The sequence below is a fragment of the Bacteroides sp. DH3716P genome (assembly GCF_025914115.1).
GTDB classification, from domain to species: Bacteria; Bacteroidota; Bacteroidia; order Bacteroidales; family Bacteroidaceae; genus Bacteroides; species Bacteroides ovatus.
The window spans coordinates 5,505,684-5,523,424 of record NZ_CP083673.1 but is presented as its reverse complement, the minus strand read 5'-3'; the positions used below and the strand labels follow the sequence as shown (position 1 = coordinate 5,523,424).

13 protein-coding genes are annotated in these 17,741 nt (G+C 38.2%); all 13 read left to right on the top strand.

All coding sequences use genetic code 11. From position 1 onward, the window contains the following. Positions 1–122 precede the first annotated feature (122 nt). The 13 genes from KQP79_RS21070 to KQP79_RS21010 all read left to right on the top strand — a co-directional run bounded on the left by KQP79_RS21070 (position 123) and on the right by KQP79_RS21010 (position 17,735). A complete protein-coding gene (locus KQP79_RS21070; RefSeq protein ID WP_004299972.1) occupies positions 123–1,631 on the top strand; it encodes a DUF3078 domain-containing protein in 1,509 nt (502 codons plus the stop codon). Positions 1,632–1,890: 259 nt separating this feature from the next. Then, on the top strand, positions 1,891–2,481 hold the full coding sequence (locus KQP79_RS21065; RefSeq protein ID WP_138343882.1) for a UpxY family transcription antiterminator: 591 nt from the start codon (positions 1,891–1,893) through the stop codon (positions 2,479–2,481). A gap of 493 nt (positions 2,482–2,974) precedes the next feature. Next, positions 2,975–4,990, top strand: coding sequence for a polysaccharide biosynthesis protein (locus tag KQP79_RS21060; RefSeq protein ID WP_264386646.1), 2,016 nt, complete (start codon positions 2,975–2,977; stop codon positions 4,988–4,990). 47 nt (positions 4,991–5,037) lie between these two features. Continuing rightward, entirely contained in the window at positions 5,038–5,871 is an 834-nt protein-coding gene (locus KQP79_RS21055) for a polysaccharide biosynthesis/export family protein (protein WP_117809176.1), read from the top strand. Between the two features lie 10 nt (positions 5,872–5,881). Continuing rightward, positions 5,882–8,308 carry a GumC family protein gene (locus KQP79_RS21050; protein ID WP_138343713.1) on the top strand — a complete coding sequence of 809 codons (2,427 nt, stop codon included), beginning with the start codon at positions 5,882–5,884 and terminating at the stop codon, positions 8,306–8,308. A 32-nt stretch (positions 8,309–8,340) separates the two neighbouring features. After that, the gene (locus KQP79_RS21045) at positions 8,341–9,663 is read left to right on the top strand and encodes a UDP binding domain-containing protein (protein ID WP_117809178.1); all 1,323 of its coding nucleotides are present in this window, start codon (positions 8,341–8,343) and stop codon (positions 9,661–9,663) included. A gap of 298 nt (positions 9,664–9,961) precedes the next feature. After that, positions 9,962–10,537 (top strand): acyltransferase, encoded by a 576-nt coding sequence (locus tag KQP79_RS21040; RefSeq protein WP_117809179.1) that lies wholly within the window; start codon positions 9,962–9,964, stop codon positions 10,535–10,537. Between the two features lie 5 nt (positions 10,538–10,542). Further along, on the top strand, positions 10,543–12,063 hold the full coding sequence (locus KQP79_RS21035) for a lipopolysaccharide biosynthesis protein (RefSeq protein ID WP_004303595.1): 1,521 nt from the start codon (positions 10,543–10,545) through the stop codon (positions 12,061–12,063). A 1-nt stretch (position 12,064) separates the two neighbouring features. Further along, complete coding sequence (locus KQP79_RS21030) at positions 12,065–13,288, top strand: polysaccharide pyruvyl transferase family protein (protein ID WP_117809180.1); 1,224 nt, start codon at positions 12,065–12,067, stop codon at positions 13,286–13,288. Positions 13,289–13,290: 2 nt separating this feature from the next. Continuing rightward, a complete protein-coding gene (locus KQP79_RS21025) occupies positions 13,291–14,526 on the top strand; it encodes a hypothetical protein (protein WP_117809181.1) in 1,236 nt (411 codons plus the stop codon). A gap of 2 nt (positions 14,527–14,528) precedes the next feature. Beyond that, the gene (locus tag KQP79_RS21020; RefSeq protein ID WP_117809182.1) at positions 14,529–15,674 is read left to right on the top strand and encodes a glycosyltransferase family 4 protein; all 1,146 of its coding nucleotides are present in this window, start codon (positions 14,529–14,531) and stop codon (positions 15,672–15,674) included. A gap of 6 nt (positions 15,675–15,680) precedes the next feature. Continuing rightward, a complete protein-coding gene (locus KQP79_RS21015; protein WP_138343714.1) occupies positions 15,681–16,823 on the top strand; it encodes an ATP-grasp domain-containing protein in 1,143 nt (380 codons plus the stop codon). Positions 16,824–16,835: 12 nt separating this feature from the next. After that, on the top strand, positions 16,836–17,735 hold the full coding sequence (locus KQP79_RS21010) for a hypothetical protein (RefSeq protein WP_117809184.1): 900 nt from the start codon (positions 16,836–16,838) through the stop codon (positions 17,733–17,735). Positions 17,736–17,741 lie beyond the last annotated feature (6 nt).

The window sequence follows — 17,741 nt, the reverse complement described above, 5'->3', positions numbered from 1 at the left end:
AAAAAAAAGAGGAAGATTACAGTCTTTCGTCTCCACAATTTTATTAAAAAATGCAATTTTAAAAGAATCCTATGATTTCTGAACAAAATAATGTAGCTTTGCACTCTAAACCATAGACAAATATGATGAGAATTACTACTTTATGTTCAGCGTTTATTCTGTCAATCTTATCGTTATCGCTTTTTGCACAGGAATCTGTCGATCCCTCTCCACTTCCGACTGACTCTCTGCAGCCTGCTCCTGAAGCGATTAAACCTGCCAAAACGGTTAAATCTTCAACAGTTGTGGCAAAAGCCAGAGTCGTGAAAGCAGATACGCTTTCGGCGGAGCTTCAGAAATATTTGATGCTCAAACTGAATATGTCGGGGCCGACTCCGAAACTGGATACCGTTTCTTATTTATATAATAAGTATGTCGCGCAATTAGATTATTTGAACGATCTGTCTGTGCCGCCACGTTATATTCCGTCTGATCCCGATTATTTTCGTCTGTTCACACCATTGGCATATTATTATGCTCCGATGGCACAATATTCGAAATTGGAATGGAAGCCTATGCAATGGGACACCACTCCTCAACTGACAGCGGAACTTCTGCCTTATGATACCCTGGCATTTACCAAAACCCAGCGTGCCGAGAAAATAGTGAACAGTGCATTGATGGATCTTTATTTGGAACGTCCGAACTTGGTTGTCACTACAGAAGACCGCATCATGAGTCGTGATGTATTCCGTCACGATGTGAAGCCGAAAATATCTCCCAAAGCAAACGTTATTCATCTGTTTCAACCGGAAAATATGGATGATAATGTAGGGAAAGCCAATATGAAGATTAGTCGGCCGAACTGGTGGGTGACCGGAGGTAACGGATCGTTGCAGATTAGCCAGAACCACCTTTCGGATAACTGGTATAAGGGAGGTGAAAGTAACTTCTCCGGATTAGCCACTTTTCAGATTTTCGCCAACTATAATGACAATGAAAAGGTGCTGTTTGAGAACCAGCTGGAAGCTAAAGTAGGTATGACTTCCACTCCGTCAGATGAATACCATAAATATCTGTTCAATACAGACCAATTTCGTTTGTATAATAAATTAGGTTTGAGAGCTTTCAAGAATTGGTATTATACCATTTCGTCCGAGTTTAAGACACAGTTTTTCAACGGATATAAAGCTAACAGCGAAGAATTGGTTTCATCTTTCATGTCTCCGGCAGATTTGGCGGTCAGTGTCGGTATGGATTATAAATTGAGTAAGAAGAAATTTAATCTTTCTGTGTTTATGGCGCCGTTGACTTATAACTTGCGTTATATCGGTAATTCTGAAGTAGACGAAACAAAGTTTGGCTTAGACAAAGGAAAATGCTCTAAAAACGACTTTGGTTCCCAGTTGCAATCCACATTGAACTGGACCATCATCTCTGCAGTAACTTTAGAGTCTCGTCTCAATTATCTGACCAACTATCATTGGGCACGTGTAGAATGGGAAAATACATTCAACTTCGTTTTGAACCGTTATCTTTCTACCAAGCTCTATATACATACCCGTTTTGACGATAGCTCGAAACCGACTGAAGGAGACAGCTTCTTCCAGTTGAAAGAATTGCTTAGCTTCGGTATCAATTATAAGTGGTAAGTAAATCGAAAGAATAGAAATCAGGCGCGGAAATTCCGCGCCTGATTTGTTTAGGGATGTTGTACAAAATATGGGTGGTAAAATAGAACCAATGTGATAGCGGATTTTTCACGTCCAAGATAGTCTTAACTGTATATTTCTATTTGTATGTAAAAAAAGAAAGCGTTTTTTCTTGTTTACTATTTATAATTTTATCTATCTTTGTCACCGAATTCAATCCATTGCCTAAGGGGTATGGAAAAATGAGGGGTAAAAATACATGATCATTAAGAAAAATGACGATCGAAATCTTCTGCCAACAGATGTGATTGGCAGCGGCGTAGCGCGCTCAAAACGTTGGTTGGTGGCAATCGTACGTATTTGTCACGAGAAAAAAACGGGTGAGCGGCTTACGAAAATGGGGATCGAAAATTTCCTTCCAATTCAACAAGAAGTCCATCAATGGAGCGACCGCCGTAAAATTGTCGACCGGGTACTGCTTCCGATGATGATTTTCGTTCACGTTGATCTGCAAGAACAAAAAGAAGTCCTGACTTTATCTTCTATCAGCCGTTACATGGTATTACGTGGGGAGAGTACTCCGGCTGTTATTCCTGATCAACAAATGTTGCGATTTAAGTTTATGCTCGATTACTCGGATGAGACGATTAGCATGAGTACATCGCCATTGGCTCCGGGAGAGAAAATACGGGTAATCAAGGGACCATTGGCAGGATTGGAAGGGGAATTAGTACATGTGAATGGGAAATCGAAAGTTGCTGTTCGATTGACAATGTTAGGGTGTGCATGTGTAGATATACCGGCTGGGTGTGTAGAGCCGGTATCTGAAAATGGGGATTTACGTGATTGAGTAATCAATCTATTTTATAGGGGTATGGGGATTTTACTGCAAAAATGTAATGAAAGTCTGTAAAATAGCAGGCAGTCTATCTGACATCGGTAACCAAACAGTGGATATATTTATCGATGACCTCTCTCAAAAATAAAAATCCATAAAGTATTATGAATTATATCTTTACAAAAGATATAGTGTAGAAATGTATGTACGTATCGAAAGATGAAGGGATTCTTTGTTGGGCTACACCAACATGGAAATCGTAGTCATAGTCCTTGTACTGATCATAATCAATCAGATAAATCAAATTTCGAAATATTATTTTATTCATTTATACTATAATGGAAAAAACATTGAAGGACATAGTGCAATATGTCCGCAAAAATTATTTCAGTTATTGGGTTATTTTAGGTATTGACACGGCAATTTCTGTATTATGTTCGTTGGTCGCTTATGCGGTAATTCATTATATGGCGCATGTTCCAATGACCGACTGGATGCTCTGTAAATTTGCTTGCGTTTCTTTGGTGNCCGCAAAAATTATTTCAGTTATTGGGTTATTTTAGGTATTGACACGGCAATTTCTGTATTATGTTCGTTGGTCGCTTATGCGGTAATTCATTATATGGCGCATGTTCCAATGACCGACTGGATGCTCTGTAAATTTGCTTGCGTTTCTTTGGTGGCAAGTGTTGCGGGCTCTTTATTATTCCATACTTATCGTAATACAATTCGTTTCTCACAGGCACGTGAACTTTGGCGTATCATGTGTGCCGTTTTATTTAAAATTGCCTGTTTGGTCATTATTTCTTTTGGAGTTGTATATGAGACCCAATTGCCATATAATTATAAAATATCCTATCTTCTATTTGATGGTTTATTGACTTTAGTGATCTTGACAACCTTCCGTGTATCATTGATAATCGTCTATGATTTTTTATTGGATTGGGTGAATAAAAAGAACACACGTATTCTTATTTATGGTACTAATGAAGAGAGTGTAGCCTTGAAGTTACGTCTTAGGGATAGTGCCCATTATAAGGTAGCCGGTTTTTATGTATATGGCAAAAATAACAGCCGACGCCGATTGGCAGATCTTCCCGTTTATTACTTTGAAAATGAATCGGATGTTGATTATATCATGCGGAAGCGCGGAATTAAGGGGATTCTGTTTGCCCGTTATGAAGATACCCGTCTGGAAGAAAAACGCCTTCTGGAATATTGTAAAAACAATGAACTTAAAACATTGATAGCTCCTACTATCAGTGAAGCGGATTCTGATGGAAACTTTCATCAGTGGGTACGTCCTATTAAGATTGAGGATTTGTTGGGTCGTGCCGAAATTAATATCAACCTTCGTCAGGTTGCAGAAGAATTCAGGGGAAAAGTGGTGTTGGTGACTGGTGCGGCAGGCAGTATTGGTAGTGAACTTTGCCGTCAATTAGTGCAGATGGGAATTCAGAAACTTATCATGTTCGACTCTGCAGANACTGGTGCGGCAGGCAGTATTGGTAGTGAACTTTGCCGTCAATTAGTGCAGATGGGAATTCAGAAACTTATCATGTTCGACTCTGCAGAAACACCTCTGCATAATGTCCGTCTTGAGTTTGAGAAAAAATATCCAAATATAGATTTTGTTCCGGTGATTGGTGATGTGCGTGTGAAGGAACGCGTTCGTATGGTATTCGAATTGTATCATCCTCAAATTGTTTTTCATGCCGCCGCTTATAAACATGTGCCTTTGATGGAAGAAAATCCTTGTGAAGCTGTACTTGTCAATGTGACCGGTTCTCGTCAGGTGGCTGATATGGCTGTGGAATATGGTGCTGAAAAGATGATTATGGTGTCTACGGANTCTACGGATAAAGCTGTAAATCCTACTAATGTAATGGGCTGTTCCAAGCGTTTAGCTGAAATCTATGTTCAAAGTCTGGGATGTGCTATCCGTGAAGGAAAAGTGAAAGGTCATACCAAATTTATCACCACCCGCTTTGGTAATGTATTGGGTAGTAACGGTTCTGTCATTCCTCGTTTTAAAGAACAGATAGAGAATGGTGGTCCTGTCACTGTTACTCATCCTGATATTATCCGTTTCTTCATGACCATTCCCGAAGCTTGCCGTTTGGTAATGGAGGCTGCTACCATGGGTGAGGGTAATGAGATCTTTGTCTTTGAGATGGGAAAAGCTGTGAAGATTGTTGATCTGGCGACTCGTATGATCGAATTGGCTGGTTATCGTCCGGGTGAAGACATAAAGATCGAATTTACGGGATTACGTCCGGGTGAAAAATTGTATGAAGAGGTGTTGAGCGATAAAGAAAATACGATTCCGACAGAGAATAAGAAAATCATGATAGCTAAAGTTCGTCGGTATGAATATGCTGATATTCTTGATACTTATGCAGAATTTGAAAAGTTGTCGCGTGCGGTAAAGATCATGGATACCGTGCGGTTGATGAAAAAAATAGTTCCGGAGTTCAAATCAAAAAATTCTCCGCGATTTGAAGTATTAGATAAAGAATAAATAGGAAATAATTAACAAAAGATTCTATAAATAAATTATCATTTAATATGAATAAATCATTGCGCACGCATTTGAATGTACGAAGCTTGTATGAAAGTCTGTTTTCTTGCTTGATAGCGGTATTTCTGCTTGCTTCCTGCCAGTCTTATAAGAAAGTACCTTATTTGCAGGATGCGGGAGTTGTAAAGGACATCAATCAACAGGAAAATTTGTATGATGCAAAGATAATGCCTAAAGACTTACTTACTATCGTGGTGTCGTGTACTAGTCCGGAACTTGCAGTTCCGTTCAACTTGACGGTGGCTACTCCCGCCAATGCGGCTACTGCCAGCACCCAATTGACTACTCAGCCTGTTTTACAACCTTATCTGGTAGATAATGAAGGCAAGATTAATTTTCCTGTTTTGGGTGAATTGAAAGTGGGTGGATTGACGAAAAGAGAAGCTGAACAACTGATAATAGAAAAACTGAAACCTTACATAAAGGAGACTCCGATAGTTACTGTTCGTATGGTAAACTATAAAATATCTGTATTAGGTGAGGTTGCCCGTCCGGGTACGTTTACCATCAGTAACGAGAAAGTCAACTTGTTGGAAGCTCTAGCCATGGCCGGTGACATGACGGTTTGGGGAGTTCGTGATAATGTGAAACTGATTCGTGAGGGTGCTGATGGCAAACAGGAAATTGTGACATTGGATTTAAACAAGGCGGAGACAATTCTTTCTCCTTATTATTGGTTACAGCAGAATGATATAGTTTATGTGACTCCTAATAAAGCAAAAGCCCGTAACTCCGATATAGGTAACAGTACCAGCTTGTGGTTCTCCGCTACTTCTATTCTGGTATCATTGGCAAGTTTATTAGTAACAATCTTCAAATAGTAATATAGATATGATTGAGGAAAAAAGAGAGAATCGGGGGGAGCAACCGGAAGAGCAGGTGAATATTCAGGAAATCCTTTTCCGTTACCTGATCCATTGGCCTTGGTTTGTGGTTTCTGTAATAATCTGTATCGCCTGCGCATGGGGCTACCTGCGTCTGGTTACTCCTGTCTATAATATATCTGCTACAGTCTTGATCAAGGATGACAAGAAAGGCGGTGGTGCGAGCATGTCCTCCGAACTGGAAAAGATGGGGCTGGACGGCTTCGTTTCCTCGTCGAACAATGTAGACAATGAAATCGAGGTGCTGAAATCAAAGTCTCTTGCCCGTGAAGTGGTTAACAATCTGGGACTGTTTGTGACTTATAAGGATGAAGATGAGTTTCCTAGTAGGGAACTTTACCGTACCTCGCCCGTAGTGGTGAGCTTGACTCCACAAGAGGCGGAAAAATTGTCTGCACCAATGGAAGTGGAGATGACTTTATTTCCCAATGGTGGGATGGATGCGTTGATAACAGTGAAAGACAAAGAGTATCGGAAGCAATTTGATAAATTACCTGCTGTTTTCCCGACCGATGAGGGAACGGTCGCCTTTTTTGAAAGCAAGGATACATTGACGACCAATCAGGCTAAGGAGGAAAGTAAAGAGCGTCATATAAAAGCTTTTATAAACCGGCCGATGTCTGTGGCCAAAGGATATATCCAGTCCTTGTCGATAGCCCCTACATCAAAAACCACTTCTGTGGCTGTTCTTTCGTTAAAGAACTCAAATACCTGGCGTGGCAAGGACTTCATCAACAAGCTCCTTGAAATGTACAATATCAATGCCAATAATGACAAGAATGAGGTAGCCCAAAAAACCGCAGAATTCATCGACGAACGTATCGGCATTATTTCCAAGGAACTTGGAAGTACAGAACAAGACTTGGAGAACTTCAAGCGTAGCGCCGGAATTACAGATTTGAGCAGTGAGGCGCAAATAGCCTTAACCGGTAATGCTGAATATGAAAAGAAGCGTGTGGAAAACCAGACTCAAATCAATTTGGTGATGGATTTGCAACGCTATATGCAAGGTAATGAATATGAGGTCTTGCCAAGTAATATTGGATTACAGGATGCGGCATCAGCTGGTGCAATAGACAGATATAATGAAATGTTGGTTGAAAGAAAGCGTTTGCTCCGTACATCAACCGAGAATAATCCGACGATCATAAATTTGGATACTAGTATCCGTGCGATGCGGAGCAATGTACAGGCTACGCTGGATGCTACATTGAAAGGATTGCAGATAACCAAAGAAGACCTTGCCCGTGAGGCGAACCGCTATTCCCGTCGCATTAATGACGCTCCGACCCAGGAACGTCAGTTCGTAAGTATCGCCCGGCAGCAGGAAATTAAGGCTGGTCTTTATTTGATGTTACTTCAAAAACGTGAAGAGAATGCCATCACTTTGGCAGCTACAGCAAATAATGCCAAGATTATTGATGAAGCGTTAGCGGACGACAATCCGGTTTCTCCTAAAAGGATGATGGTCTATCTTGCCGCCTTGGTATTAGGAGTAGGATTTCCGGTAGGTATTATTTATCTGATTGGATTGACCAAATTCAAGATTGAGGGCCGTGCTGATGTTGAAAAACTAACTTCTCTTCCTGTTATTGGCGATATCCCGTTGGCGGATGAAGAGTCCGGTTCTATAGCTGTATTTGAGAATCAGAATAACCTGATGAGCGAGACATTCCGTAATGTACGTACTAATCTTCAGTTTATGCTTGAAAATGGCAAGAATGTGATTCTGGTGACATCTACCATCAGTGGTGAAGGTAAGTCTTTTGTATCATCTAATTTGGCTATTAGTCTTTCTTTGTTAGGGAAAAAGGTTGTGATAGTAGGTCTTGACATTCGCAAACCGGGATTGAATAAAGTTTTCAATCTTTCGAGAAAAGAACAAGGTATCACCCAATTTTTGACTAATCCGGCTGTTAATCTGATGGATTTGGTACAACCTTCTGATATCAACAAGAATCTGTTTATTCTTCCCGGTGGAGCAGTTCCTCCCAATCCGACGGAATTATTGGCCCGTGACGGCTTGGAAAAAGCCATCGAAACATTGAAGGCTAATTTTGATTATGTGATTCTGGATACGGCTCCCGTGGGTATGGTAACTGATACCTTGCTGATAGGTCGTACTGCTGATTTATCGGTATACGTATGCCGTGCCGATTATACCCGTAAGGCAGAGTTTACTTTGATCAATGAACTTATGGAAAACAACAAACTGCCTAACCTCTGTATCGCCATTAACGGCTTGGATCTTCAGAAAAAGAAGTACGGCTATTATTATGGTTATGGTAAATACGGCAAGTATTATGGCTATGGTAAGCGTTATGGTTATGGCTATGGTTATGGAGAGAAGCATACAAGTCGGGAGGGTAAATAAACTGCTATTGATAAAACCAAATCAAACATAATATGCGTGATTTCAAAGAGATTCGGGTCGCAGTAGCCGGAACCGGTTATGTGGGACTGAGCATAGCGACACTGCTATCACAACATCATCATGTAACTGCCGTGGATGTAATCCCGGAAAAGGTGGAGAAACTGAACAACAAGGTTTCCCCTATTCAGGATGATTATATTGAGAAGTATCTGGCTGAAAAGCCGCTTGACCTTGTTGCCACTTTGGACGGGAGATCAGCCTACGCTGACGCCGACTTTGTGGTAATAGCCGCTCCTACAAACTATGACCCGGTGAAGAATTATTTCGATACGAGCCGTGTGGAGGAGGTTATTGACCTTGTACTTGAAGTGAATCCCGATGCCATAATGGTGATAAAATCTACGATTCCGGTAGGCTATACCCGTAACCTTTATGTGAAGTACGCCCGGAAAGGAGTAAGGAAGTTTAACCTATTGTTCTCACCGGAGTTCCTTCGTGAAAGCAAGGCTCTTTATGACAACCTCTATCCGAGTCGTATCATCGTAGGCTATCCGAAAATCATTGACCGTCCGGAGTTTGCTGAAGAAAACAAGGCGATCCGGTCTGTCACGGATGTCACTATGTTACAGGAAGCAGCTAGGACATTTGCCGCCCTTTTGCAGGAAGGGGCTGTCAAGGAAAACATCGACACGCTTTTTATGGGTATGAAAGAAGCCGAAGCAGTGAAGCTATTCGCCAATACCTATCTTGCTCTCCGAGTAAGCTATTTTAACGAACTCGACACCTATGCTGAGGTGAAAGGTCTTGACTCTAAAGCTATCATTGAAGGTGTAGGTCTTGACCCACGCATCGGTACACATTATAACAATCCTTCATTCGGCTATGGTGGCTATTGCTTGCCGAAAGATACCAAGCAGCTCCTTGCCAATTATGCTGATGTCCCCCAGAATATGATGTCCGCTATCGTTGAGTCTAACCGTACTCGTAAAGACTATATTGCAGATGCTGTCCTCCGTAAAGCTGGTTGGTACGACTATAGTACTAACCAGCTTTATGACGGCCAGAAGGAGCCTGTCACCATAGGAGTGTATCGTTTGACTATGAAGTCTAATTCGGATAATTTCCGGCAGAGCGCTATTCAGGGGATTATGAAGCGTATTAAAGCAAAAGGAGCAGAAATGATTATTTACGAACCTACACTTAGCAATGGAGAAAACTTCTTTGGTTCCAAAGTTGTTAACGATCTTACTCGTTTTAAAGAATTATGCAAGGCCATTATTGCTAATCGTTTTGATGAGTGTTTAAGTGATGTAGAAAAGAAAGTGTATACACGCGATATCTTCGGTAGAGATTAAAATAGCCTTTTTCTGCAATCAATAAATTGGGTTACTCCTCTGTATATTCCATTTGTTTTTATATATTTTGTAAGTACTCAAATCAGGCTCTAGATTAAAAGAAATATCTTCGTTGAAAGCTTAAAAATATGTATAGCAATGGATTGTGCAAGATTTTATTTCAAGTACAAAATTGAAGTTAGATTTTGTGAAGAATCTCTCCAAATATTTTGGGACTCAATACTATATAGAACTTTGTAAGATAGTTGCTATACAAACATGACAATTCTAAATATAGAGAATATAAGAAATACTATATATGAAACAGTTAGCTAGGAATATATACAATAATATTCGAGGAGGAATAAATGGACTTAAAAGCACATTAATTGAGAGATTTATACCAAGTCTTCCAAGTAAAACTCTCAGAAATCTTTTCATTCGATGGAGTGGCGTAAAGGCTTCAAAGAATGTTCATTTTTACTTTGGATTCACAGTGAGGAATCCTAAAGGTTTAATAATTGAGGATGGGGTTAATATCGGTCCTAAATGTCTTTTGGATGCAAGAAAAGGTCTTATAATTCGTAAAAATGCTGTTATTGCATATGAGGCTGTTATCTGGTCGCTTAATCACGATTATAACGATAAATATTTTTGTGGTAAAGGAGCACTTACCGAAATTGGAGAATATGCTTGGATTTGTAGTCGTTCAATAATACTTCCTGGAGTTAAGGTCGGCGAAGGAGCTGTAGTAGCTTCCGGAGCTGTTGTGACGAAGGATGTTCCACCATATACAATTGTCGGTGGAGTCCCCGCAAAAGTCATAGGTAAAAGGGAACGTAAAGGTTATCAGTATGGCTATCACTTTAAAGATGATACTTCGCATTTATATTAAAAAGTATGCAAACATCAACAAGAGTAATATTTAATACAATCGTACTTTATGTTAAGGTTATCCTGTCCTTGGCAATTGCTTTTGTTTCTATTCCGTTGGTGTTGAATGCCTTGGGAGCGAGTGACTATGGTTTATACAATCTTGTGGCAGGAGTTGTGGCGATGCTTTCATTTTTGAATAACTCAATGACTGTCTCTACCCAACGATTTATGTCTGTTGCGATGGGAGAGAAAAATGAAGAAAAAATTAATTCTATTTATAACACAAGTTTTCTTTTACATTTACTCCTAGGCTTGCTGGTTGTTGTTGCTTTTGAGACTATTGGGTTATTTGCGATTGATAGACTCAATATTATTCCAGAGCGAGTGTGGTGTGCAAAGATTATTTATCAACTCCTTATTTTTAGCACCTTTGCAAAGATTGTATCAGTTCCATTTGATGCTTTGGTCAATGCGAAAGAGGATATGTTGCCTTTTTCTGTCATAGAGTTAATTGATTCTGCACTGATGCTTGCTGTTGCGCTTTCTATTGCGTACATTTCTGGGGATAAGCTGATTTACTATGGTGCTTGTGTCGCCTTTATTTCTGTTTTGACTTTTTTTATGAAATATGGGTGGTGCCGGTATGCTTACAAAGACTATTGTATACAATTAAATACATATCGAGGAAAATTCATAATCAAGGAGATGGTAGGCTTTACTGGATGGAATCTTTTTGCAGGTCTTGCAATGATTGGAAGGAATCAAGGTGTTGCAGTTATTATAAATATTTTTTTAGGTACAATAGCAAATGCAGCATATGGGGTTGCGAATCAGATAAATGGTGCTCTTGGACATTTTTCTGCTACATTTCAAAAGGCTATTAATCCTCAGTTAATGAAAAGTGAAGGAATGAATGATAGAAATAGACTTTTTCGTATATCATTTATCTCATCAAAGTTCTCTGTACTTGCTCTTGCGTTCTTTGCCGTTCCTTTCATCATGGAGATGAACGAAGTTTTGACTCTTTGGCTAAAAGATGATATCCCACCATTTACATTGAAGTTGGCTCAGTACATCCTTCTTTTATCTATAACATATCAATACTCAGTGGGAATTATGGCTGCTATTCAGGCAACAGGAAAAATTCGTAATTATCAGATAATTATGGGAAGTCTTCTACTAATGAATGTTCCTATAGCTTATTTCATTTTAAAGATGGGGTATTCTGTATATTATACAACTATAGCTTTTGTGATACTGGAACTCATTTCTTTGTGTGTAAGATTGTTTATGGCGAATAAATTGACAGGTATGAGTGTCAAAGAATATATTCAGAATGTTATCCAACCAACTATGATAATCATAGTTATTCCTGTTATTGTTGCGATGATTCCTCACTTTGTGATGTCTAATTCTTTCTTGAAGCTTGTAATTGTATGTTCAATATACTGTTTGCTCTTTGCTGTATTAATGTTCAGATTTGCATTTGATGAGGGTCAACGAGAGCATATTAAATCAAAAATTCAGCATCTTCTAAAGCGATAAAATGAAAATAGGATTATTAGCATATCATGCAGCTTGTAACTTTGGCGCATTTTTGCAGCTCCTTTCTACTGTCGAATATATCAAGAAACAGGGTGATGAGCCTATAGTGATAAATTGGATTCCTAAGGATTTCAGTAAAGATTACGAGAAACGGTCTCTGCTAAAGGTTAGAGATTTATATGTACGTATAAGAAAACAATACTATCCAATGACAGAACTTTGCGAAACAGATAAGCAAGTAGCAAAAGTAATTGAAAAGGAAAGAATTGAGGCTGTAATTATTGGTAGCGATGCTGTTATTCAGCATCATCCTTTGCGTGAACGTATTCATTTCCCTTGTAAGAGAATCATATATATTGGGCATCCTACTAGTGACAGAATGTATCCAAACAGTTTTTGGGGGGCATTCAATAGATATTTGGATCATCCGGTTCCGATTGCGGTAATATCCGGTTCATCTCAGGATTCAATGTACCCTTTCATAAAGGGTAGAACTAAGTCTCGGATGAAGCAGTCTATTTTGGGATTTCGCTATATGTCTGTTCGTGATGATTGGACCCAAAAGATGGTGGCATATCTTACTGATGGAGAAATGATTCCAGAAGTTACACCTGATCCTGTCTTTGCCTTTAATCACAATGCATCTCATTTGGTACCTTTTAAAGAAGAAATAATTAAGAAATTCAATATTCCTGAAAACTATATTCTACTCAGTTTTAAGGGAGAGAAATCTGTGAATCAGGCTTGGATTAATGAATTCCAAGAATTGGCTAATAAAAATGGTCTTGTATGTGTAAAACTGCCTTATGCTGATGCGTCTGCCTTTGGCGATATTCAATACACAGCAGGTGATACTATATCACCTTTAGAATGGTATGCTTTGATTAAGTATTCGAAAGGGTATGTAGGAAACAATATGCATCCGATTGTGACATCTATAGCTAATGGTGTCCCGTTCTATTGTTTTGACAATTACGGAATTCCGAAGCTTGACGGTCAATGGACTAATGGAGAATCAAGTAAGATTTATCATATTCTGAGTGCAGCTGATTTATTGAAGTATCGAGTTTTTATATCTGGTCAGGATTATTCTCCTACATCAGCATCTACTGTCATGGATGCTATTTTGTCTTTTGATGCTGTTAAGGAGAAGGCTTTTGCTGTAAGGTATTACCAAAGTTATTCAAATATGATGATTCAGGTTCTCAATCAATTAAAAAAATAACGATGATTTCTGCTTGTATAAATATACAAAGCAACTGTAAGCCATGGCTTCGCAAAGCATCTATGATGATTCTTGCGTTGTTGCCGATACTGGCTTGGTATAAGATTCCATTTCCAGTTGGTTTGGGGTACACTTTAATATTGTTTTTGTCAACATATATTATAGTTAGAAACAATTTTAAAATTAATGTGGTTCCTATTATATTCTGGCTTTTGTTTGTGTATATTTGTCTGATATGGATATATCATCACCATTTTGAATTATGGACTCTGATTCCTCCGGGTGGATGGCTTTTCTTTTTATTCTTTCTTGCTCTTATAGGAGGTGTGTTATCTTTTGATTTTCAGTTGATTAAGAGATATATGCGATGGGTGGTTCTAATTTCGGCTGCTTTGTTTTGGGTGCAGTTTTCTTTGAAATTAGCCACAGGTTCTCATGTATTTTGTTTTGTACCAAATCTCACAGGTGCATTTACTTATGAGGGGATGTCGTATGCAGAACTTGTTGCCCATCAGATGTCAGGTCCGCGTCCATGTTCGATATTCCTTGAACCATCATATATGGCTTATTACTATGTGAGCTATCTGGCTTTGATATGGTTTGAAACTAATAAACAGGAAAAGTGGTTGAATAAGGAGGGTATTCTTATCATCTTCTCTCTCGTAGCTTTGAAGTCTGGTTCCGGAATGGTCGGACTGGTGATTCTCTTTGCTGTGAAAATGTTCAGCATATTTTGGAATGCGAATATTATTAGACGTTTTATAATGATTATGCTGTTCGTTCCATTAATTATTGCTTTAATATACATGTATGTTGGAAGTGAAATGGGACAAGAGATGCTTTTACGAACTGAAGAATTCTCTACTGAAGGAGCGAGTGGTTTTACTCGAGTCGTCGGAGGTTATTTAATGTTTGATCAGCTAACTTTTGATGAACAGATTATTGGTATTCCTGATGCACGAAACAGATTTGGAATAGAGATGTATGACGGAAATTTTATTTTTTACGCTAATGGTGTACAAACTATTCTACTATCTCTTGGTTATATTGGTGCTTTGCTATACGGTCTTTTTTATATAATACTTTTTCGTAATACGAATCTTGTATCGAGGATGTGTATAATTATCTTGTTCGTAATGGGACTTTTAGAGTCAAACTATCTTAATCCGTATATGATGCTATTGACGATTATTCCTTGTGCAGATTATCATTTCACTAGAAATAGGCTAAGAGTCTAAATATGAAAATACTTTATTATTCTCGTACGTGCTTTGGTGATTGTGATTTTCCACTGATAAAAGCACTTATAGCACAAGGTCATGATGTGACTGTGTTATATTCTATGACCCCCCGCTCTTTAAAATCTACAGTGTTCAATATTAATCAGATTATTCCTAAAAGAGGCATATTCCCGTTAACAGCTTATTCTGAGCTGAAAATATTTTCTTCTTATGTCCCTATTGAGAATATTTACATAGCAAACGAACCAGTGGGCCGCTTTGGTTGGAGTAGTTTTATGCTAGCGATGAATGTTTTGTCCTTTTTTAAAAAGGGTAACTATGATATAATTCAATATATTGAAACACCATCATTATTCCATTTTGTGCCATTGTGGTTCTTTAGAAATAAATTAGTCGTTACAATTCATGACGGAAAGCCTCATACAGGGGAAGATGATAGGAAAGAGGATATTCGTCGTTCGATTATAAAGTGGTATGTCAAGAAGTTTATTGTTCTCAATAAAGCCGAAGTGGATGTATTCTCAAAAGGATACAATGTGCCTAAAGATAGAATATTCACATCGCATTTAGGATATTATGATATGCTTCGTATGTTTGGAGATGTAAACAAGAAAAAAGAGAATTATATACTTTTCTTTGGACGTATTTCTCCATATAAGGGGATAGAATATCTTTTTCGGGCGATGGAAAGGGTGCATAAAGTCCATCCTAATGTAAAAGTCATTGTTGCAGGTAGTGGAGAAATGTATTTCGATGCTTCAGAGTATGAGAAATATGATTATATAAAGATTTTTAATCGATTTATAGAACTTAATGAACTTGCTGATCTAATTCGTGGTGCATTATTTACAGTGTGTCCTTATACTGATGCAACACAGAGTGGAGTAGTATATTCATCATTTGCTCTGAATACTCCTGTAATTGCTACCAATGTAGGTGGGTTATCTGAGATGATTGATGATGGTAAGACAGGAATAATTGTTCCTCCTAAGGATGTAGATGTTCTTGCCAATGCAATACAATCATATCTTGATAATCCTGTTTTTCTTCAGCAGATGAGTGAGAATATAGCTGAGAGTGCAAGATTAGGAAAAGGTTCATGGAATGTAATTGCTAAAGAATATGTTGAAATATATAATAAATAGAGTCAGATGAAGAATAAAGTTTTGGTAATTGGTGCAGACCACCATAATACTCTTGGTATAGTTGAGAGTCTCGGCCAAAAAGGGCTCAATTCTTATGTGCTTATAGTTGGCGAAAATATAAACAGCTTTGTACTTAAAAGTAGGTACGTAATAGAAGGTTGGGTATGCTCATCACCAGAACAAGTGGTTGATGAAATGCTAAAACATTTTTCTGATACAAAAAACAAGGTGATAGTGTATTCATCGTATGATAACATATCTTCTGTGCTTGATTCTTCTGTTCAACGGCTAAGTCCCTTTTTTATACTTCCAGTAACAAATATGCCAGGAAGTTTGGAACGTAAAATGAGTAAAGAATATATGTCTGATCTTGCAAGAGAGGTTGGGCTTGATGTTCCTCGTACGTGGATGGTATCTGATAGGGAAGTGCCTACAGATATTGAGTTTCCATGTATAACCAAGGCTATTTCAAGTGTGGAGGGAAGCAAAAAAAATATTAAAATTTGTAAGAAAAGAGAAGAATTGGAGGAATTTTTAGCGAATTCTGAGCATTGTCCGATTATACAGATTCAAAAGTTTATAATAAAGGATTTTGAATTTCAGTTTTTAGGTTGCTCAATGGATAATGGAAAACATATAATTATCTCAGGGCGTACACATATTGATCGTCCTAACGGAATAGATAATACTTTCTTTTTGAAATTTGATCAGGTTGAACCGGAGTTCTTAGATACACTTAGTAAGGCTAAAGAGTTTATTAAAAGGGTTGGTTATTCAGGAACCTTCAGCATTGAGTTTTTGAAAGAAAAGTCAACGGGTAAGAACTATTTTACAGAAACAAATTTCAGAAATGATGGAAATGCAATTTGCCAAACATCGGCTGGTATGAATATTCCATATATTTACTATTTGTATTATTCTGGAGGTGATTGGCAAAAAGAGTTGTCGGTGTCCACTGTTAGCACTACTTATTTAATGCCGGAAATATATTATTTTAAGTGCATGCTGAAACGTGAGTTCTCATTGAAAGAGTGGTGGCGAAATTATCGACGTACAACATGCTTTATTACCTACTTTAAAGAAGACCAAAAGCCATTTTGGCATAGTTTATTTAGAGAACTCAAAACAACACTTAGGAATCGATTGTAAATTCTATTATTTATGAATGCATTGCGGAAATTGTATAAAGAGCTGACTTCTCTTCATTGGGAAATCGGTTTCTTGGATAATACTTTTGAAGGTATTGTTAGAGGTGATAAACTTAAACTAACTCTTGTAACTCATAATTTCCCCAATTCTTGGTTTGCTGATCCGTTTATTCTTGATGTAACTGATGATACTATCATAGTATTGGTGGAGGAAGTGACGAAGAAGATTTCTAAGGGAAGAATCTCGAAGTTAGTGATTGACAGGAGGAACAATTACGTTATAGAGAAGAAAGTGATATTGGAACGTCCAGGACATCTGAGTTTTCCTATTATATATCGTAAAGATGATAAAATATATGTTTATCCAGAAAACAGTGAAGATGGTGTACTTAATATCTACGAGTATAATCCTATAAATGACGACATGACATTGATTCATGAATTGTCTGACAAACCATTAACAGATGCTGTATTTACAGATTTGTTTGGGAAACCTCAATTATTTACAACACAAGCCGAGTATGCAAATGGCTTTCAGCTTGACCAATATGAGTGGAGTGACACGAAGCAACAGTTTGTATATGTGACGAGTAGCATTTTTCCAGAGCGTATTGCTCGAATGGCTGGGTATTTTTTCAAAGTTAATGGAAAGGTGTATCGTCCTGCACAAGAGAGTAATACCAATTATGGTCATGCTATCTCTTTGCAAGAAACCTCTTTTGTTGATGGAAAATGGGTCTTTAGGGAAGTTAGAAGAATGGCATCACCTCATCTTGAATTGAGTCAGTCATTTCATACTTTGAATTCTTACAAAGGAGTGATTGTTGTTGACGTACTTGGTAAACGTTATCCGTTAGCGAGTAAAATGGTGAATGTGGCTGCTGCTTTAGCGAAGAGGATTTTAAAAAAATAAATTACT

Bases quoted from the DNA above. Each gene is read 5' to 3' on its own strand.
- KQP79_RS21055 (WP_117809176.1), top strand. From the start codon at position 5,038: ATGAATAAATCATTGCGCACGCATTTGAATGTACGAAGCTTGTATGAA.
- KQP79_RS21070 (WP_004299972.1), top strand. From the start codon at position 123: ATGATGAGAATTACTACTTTATGTTCAGCGTTTATTCTGTCAATCTTA.
- KQP79_RS21025 (WP_117809181.1), top strand. From the start codon at position 13,291: ATGATTTCTGCTTGTATAAATATACAAAGCAACTGTAAGCCATGGCTT.
- KQP79_RS21010 (WP_117809184.1), top strand. From the start codon at position 16,836: ATGAATGCATTGCGGAAATTGTATAAAGAGCTGACTTCTCTTCATTGG.
- KQP79_RS21040 (WP_117809179.1), top strand. From the start codon at position 9,962: ATGAAACAGTTAGCTAGGAATATATACAATAATATTCGAGGAGGAATA.
- KQP79_RS21045 (WP_117809178.1), top strand. From the start codon at position 8,341: ATGCGTGATTTCAAAGAGATTCGGGTCGCAGTAGCCGGAACCGGTTAT.
- KQP79_RS21050 (WP_138343713.1), top strand. From the start codon at position 5,882: ATGATTGAGGAAAAAAGAGAGAATCGGGGGGAGCAACCGGAAGAGCAG.
- KQP79_RS21030 (WP_117809180.1), top strand. From the start codon at position 12,065: ATGAAAATAGGATTATTAGCATATCATGCAGCTTGTAACTTTGGCGCA.
- KQP79_RS21015 (WP_138343714.1), top strand. From the start codon at position 15,681: ATGAAGAATAAAGTTTTGGTAATTGGTGCAGACCACCATAATACTCTT.
- KQP79_RS21035 (WP_004303595.1), top strand. From the start codon at position 10,543: ATGCAAACATCAACAAGAGTAATATTTAATACAATCGTACTTTATGTT.
- KQP79_RS21020 (WP_117809182.1), top strand. From the start codon at position 14,529: ATGAAAATACTTTATTATTCTCGTACGTGCTTTGGTGATTGTGATTTT.
- KQP79_RS21065 (WP_138343882.1), top strand. From the start codon at position 1,891: ATGATCATTAAGAAAAATGACGATCGAAATCTTCTGCCAACAGATGTG.